This is a genomic window from Streptomyces sp. NPDC059900, assembly GCF_050270335.1.
Lineage (GTDB): Bacteria > Actinomycetota > Actinomycetes > Streptomycetales > Streptomycetaceae > Streptomyces.
In genome coordinates this window covers 41114-45064 of sequence record NZ_JBNNJZ010000018.1, presented here as the reverse complement: position 1 = coordinate 45064, position 3951 = coordinate 41114, and the positions used below count along the sequence as shown (strand labels likewise).

Annotated in this window: 2 protein-coding genes and 1 pseudogene; 1 reads left to right on the top strand and 2 read right to left on the bottom strand. The window is 70.5% G+C overall.

The features are described 5' to 3' along the window. On the bottom strand, positions 1 to 1262 hold a 1262-nt coding region (locus tag ACQKIP_RS05460; protein WP_427742232.1), incomplete at its 3' end, for a cytochrome b. A gap of 400 nt (positions 1263 to 1662) precedes the next feature. Here ACQKIP_RS05460 and ACQKIP_RS05455 point away from each other — a divergent pair. Then, a complete protein-coding gene (locus tag ACQKIP_RS05455) occupies positions 1663 to 2796 on the top strand; it encodes a methyltransferase (RefSeq protein ID WP_427742234.1) in 1134 nt (377 codons plus the stop codon). Between the two features lie 81 nt (positions 2797 to 2877). Here the strand turns inward: ACQKIP_RS05455 and ACQKIP_RS05450 are convergent. After that, positions 2878 to 3921 (bottom strand): annotated as a pseudogene (locus tag ACQKIP_RS05450) (LLM class flavin-dependent oxidoreductase); the annotation flags it as partial. Between the last annotated feature and the right edge of the window lie 30 nt (positions 3922 to 3951).

Sequence of the window (3951 nt, the reverse complement as noted above, 5' to 3'; positions counted from 1 at the left end):
GTCCAGGTGATCGCGTTGATGGAGAGATGGAACTGCGTGGCCCAGATGTCGTTGCCGCCGCCGACCATCAGGACGCCGAACAGCGTCAGCCATGCCACGCCGAGCCCGGTGCGCACCGGGGCGTTGCGCGGCCGGTCCGCGATGTGGTGCTCGCGTTTGTCGCCGGTGACCCAGGCCTCGATGAACGGATAGACGGCGATCGCCGCCAGGATCAGCGGGAAGAGCGTGAACGGAATGAAGACGCCCAGTTCCGCCGTGTGCCCCCAGAGGTTGATCTCCCAGGTGGGCATCACCCGGATCAGGCCCTCGGAGAAGCCCAGATACCAGTCGGGTTGGGCGCCGGTGGAGACGAGGTCCGGGCGGTAGGGCCCGATCACCCACACGGGGTTGATGGTGGCGATCGCGCCCATGAGTCCCAGCACGCCGAAGACGAGGAAGAAGAAGCCGCCGGCCTTGGCCACGTAGATGGGCAGGAAGGGCGCCCCGACCACGTTCTTCTCGGTTTTGCCCGGCCCGGCGAACTGGCTGTGCTTGTGGTAGAAGACCAGGATCAGGTGGGCGACGACGAGCCCCAGCATGATGCCCGGCAGCAGCAGCACATGGACGCTGAAGAGGCGCGGAATGATGGCGTCGCCGGGGAACTCCCCGCCGAAGAGGAAGAAGGAGATGTACGTCCCCACGACCGGGATGGCCAGGATCGCGCCCTGCGCGAAACGGATGCCGGTGCCCGAGAGCAGGTCGTCGGGGAGGGAGTAGCCGGTGAGGCCGGTGATGATCCCGAGGAACAGCAGCGTCCAGCCGAACAGCCAGTTGACCTCGCGCGGCTTGCGGAACGCGCCGGTGAAGAACACCCGCATCATGTGCACGAGCATCGCGGCCACGAAGACGAGCGCGGCCCAGTGGTGGATCTGCCGGATCAGCAGGCCGCCGCGCACTTCCATGCTGATGTCGACGGTGGACTCGAACGCCCGGGTCATCTGGATGCCCTTGAGCGGCGTGTAGACGCCGTCGTAGATGACTTCGGAGCCGCTCGGCTCGAAGAAGAGCGTCAGCCAGACGCCGGTGAGGATCAGGATCAGGAAGCTGTAGAGGCAGATCTCCCCGAACATGAAGGACCAGTGGTCGGGGAAGATCTTGCGCATCTGGCTCTTGGCCAGCGTATGGATGCCGAGGCGGCCGTCCGCCCAGTCGGCGACCCGCTCCCCCTTGCCGGCCGGAGCTCGCCGTGTGCTGTCCCGGGTGTGCTCGACGCTTTCGCTCATGCGACCCCCCTCAGGCGGCTACCAGGCTAGATCAAGGGATTCCAGGAGCCAACGGGCTTTTCCGGACTGGTAGTCGGGGATCAAGAGACGTCCTGGTCGAGCTGGTCGCGGGCGCGCTCGGGCGGGACGCGTCGGGCGGCCGGGAAGCCGATTGCCCGCTCGACGTGCCGTGTGAGAGATTCGTCTTTTCCTCACGCTCGTCTCCTCAAGGAGCCCGTCATGACGCTCGGCACGGTGCCAGGCCTGGTGCTCGGCGACTCCTCCCGCACTTCGACGCGGGAGCCGCACCACCTGTTCTGAGCCTGTCCTCGGCCTGTTCTGAGCCGAGCGCTCCCGCTCCTCGTCGAAGTGCTGTTCGTGCCCCTGCACGTTCACTCTCTGAGGAGTACTTGTGTCCGAGATCCACTGGATCAGCTGGACCGACGGCGATACCGAGCACACCGCCCGCTGGCACTCCGAGTCCGGAATGCCGCCGCCCCGCCATGTCGTCGTGGCCGACGACCGCATGAACACGTCCACCGCCTACCGCCTGACCTGCGAAGGCACCGCCCTCCTGTGGCAGGGCGACTACCACCAGGCCCGGCAACTGCTCCGGGCCCTGGGCCGCCGGATCGACCGCAAGGCGCCTTTGGCGGCCTCGTCCGCGAACGCGGCCTTCCATCTGGAGCGCCGCGCCCGTGGCCACCGGGCCCGCGTGCTCGGCAGACTCCTCGTACGGCTGGGCGCGGACCACACGCTCGCCCTGCGCAGGGCTCCGGACGTCCGGGCCGCCTGCGATGAGGCGTACGGCCCTCCCGGCCCGACCGCGCCGGTGGTCTCGCTGCGGGAGCTGCTCGGGGTGCTCGGCGCGCACGAGTGGCGCACGAAGGGCGTGGACGTCCCCGCGCTCGGCGCCCGCATCCATCCGCACTACGGCGTGTTCTCACCGGTCAGGGGCGAGTACGTCGACCTGGTGGCGCAAGCCCCCCTGCCCCGCCCCGCGTCGCCCGGCGGACCGGCCTTCGACCTCGGCACCGGCACCGGCGTCCTCGCCGCCGTCCTGGCCCGCCGGGGCGTCGGCCGGGTCGTGGCCACCGACGCCAATCCCCGTGCGCTGGCCTGCGCCCGCGCCAACATCAGCCGCCTCGGCCTGACGGAACAGGTGGAGATCGCATCCGGCGGCACACTGTTCCCGCCCGGTCGCGCCGCCCTCGTCGTGTGCAATCCGCCCTGGCTTCCCGCGAAGCCCAACTCCGCGCTCGAACAGGGCGTCTACGACCCCGGGGGCGCCATGCTCCACGCCTTCCTCACGGGCCTGGCCGCGCACCTGCTGCCCGGCGGAGAAGGCTGGCTGATCATGTCGGACCTGGCCGAACAGCTGGGCCTGCGCGCTCCCGGCGAACTCCGCTCGGCCATCACGGCGGCGGGACTGCGGGTCGCGGACCGCCTCGACATCCGGCCCCGCCACCCGCGCGCCGCCGACCCCGCGGACCCCCTGCACGCGGCCCGCGCGGCCGAGGTCACGTCACTGTGGCGGCTGAACCCTGACGCCTGACGGCCGGGCGTGCGGAGCGCTCTCCCGGGCCTGCGGAGCACTCTCCCGGGCCCGTGGAGCGGCATCCCGCTCCTCCTCCACCTCCACCTCCCGCACCAGCTCGATCGCCCGCCCCAGAGTCGAGAGCCGGGCGTCCGGGCTCTCGCCCGCCGGATAGAATCGGACCGTGTCCACGCCCGCGTCGCGCCACACCCTCAGCCGCTCGCGGACCATGTCCTCGGTGCCGATGAGTGTGGTGGCGAGGACCATGTCGTCGGTGATCAGGGCCGCGGCGCCGTCGCGGTCGCCGGACTGCCAGCGGGTGCGGACCTCGGCGGCGGTCTCCGCCCAACCCTGCCTGCTGTAGGCGCTGTTGTAGTAGTTGGTGGTGGCGGAGCCCATGCCGCCCAGGCTGAAGGCGAGTTCCTTCTTGCGGCCCGCGACCATGGTGCGCAGCGCGTCCTCGTCGTCGGCGAAGGCCACTTCCGCGCCCTGGCAGATGTCCAGGTCCGCGCGGGAGCGGCCGGAGGCGGCCAGGCCCGCGTCGAGGTGGTCGAAGTAGGCCTCCTTCGAGCCCTCGGGGACGAAACTCGTGCCGAGCCAGCCGTCGGCGATCTCGCCGGTCAGGTGCAGCATCTTGGGCGAGAGGGTGGCCAGGTAGACGGGCAGTTCGTGCTCCGCGCGCATGGACAGACGCATGGGCTTCGCGTCGCCGCCGGGCAGCGGAAGGGTGAACTCCCGCCCCTCGTACGAGATTTTCTCGCCGGTTGCCGCCATGCGGACGATCTCCACCGTCTCCCGCATCCGGGCGAGCGGGCGCGCGAACGGCACTCCGTGCAGGCCCTCGATCACCTGCGGTCCCGACGGACCGAGCCCGAGGATGAAGCGGCCGTCGGAAATGTTCGAGAGAGTGATCGCCGCGCGGGCGATGGCCGCAGGGGTGCGGGTCGCGAGCTGGATGATGCCGGAGCCGAGCAGCATGCGTTCGGTGCGCGCGGCCAGGTAGCCGATGGGCGAGGGCGCTTCGGAGCCCCACGCCTCGGCGACCCAGCAGATGTCCATGCCCAGCTTCTCGGCCTCGGTGACGAAGTCGACGGTCTCCCGCCAGTTCGCCCCGGACGCCTCGATGGTCGTCGACGTACGCATCACGCGCCCGCCTCCCCGGCCCCCGCACCC